The organism is Streptomyces fulvoviolaceus (genome assembly GCF_000718165.1).
GTDB lineage: Bacteria > Actinomycetota > Actinomycetes > Streptomycetales > Streptomycetaceae > Streptomyces > Streptomyces fulvoviolaceus.
On record NZ_JOEY01000176.1, the window covers coordinates 1 to 422 of the forward strand.

Consider the following 422-nt stretch of genomic DNA (forward strand, 5'->3'; position numbering starts at 1 on the left):
AGTCGAACGCGGCGCCGACCGCGAGCAGCGGCATCGGCAGCAGTGGTCGCATGGCGTGCACGAAGGTTTCCTGGCGCGGGCAGCCGAGTCCGACCAGGACGATCCGTGCTCCGGAGGCGGTGATCCGGGCGGCGATCTCCGCGTCCTCACCAGGACGGGCTGTGCGGAACTTGGACGCCTCGTGGCCGGCGATCTTCAGAGCGGGCAGCGTGTTCTGCAGGTTCAGCATCAGACGGTCCAGCGTCTGCTCCGTCGAGCCGTACAGATACACCGGGAGCCCCTCGTCGGCTGCTGCACGCAGTACGTGCAGCGTCAGCGTCGGGCCGCACACCCGGTCGGTGAGGCCCGCGCCATGCAGCATGTTCAGTGCCCAGCGCACCGGCTGACCGTCCGGGGTCACCAGGTCGAAGGAGTTGAGACGG

General features: G+C 69.0%; 1 protein-coding gene. It reads right to left on the reverse strand.

Annotation, left to right across the window (positions count from 1 at the left end; all coding sequences use genetic code 11):
• Nucleotides 1-422, reverse strand: a 422-nt coding sequence (locus IG08_RS0153385) for a WecB/TagA/CpsF family glycosyltransferase (RefSeq protein WP_030622249.1), incomplete at both ends; no start/stop codon positions are given.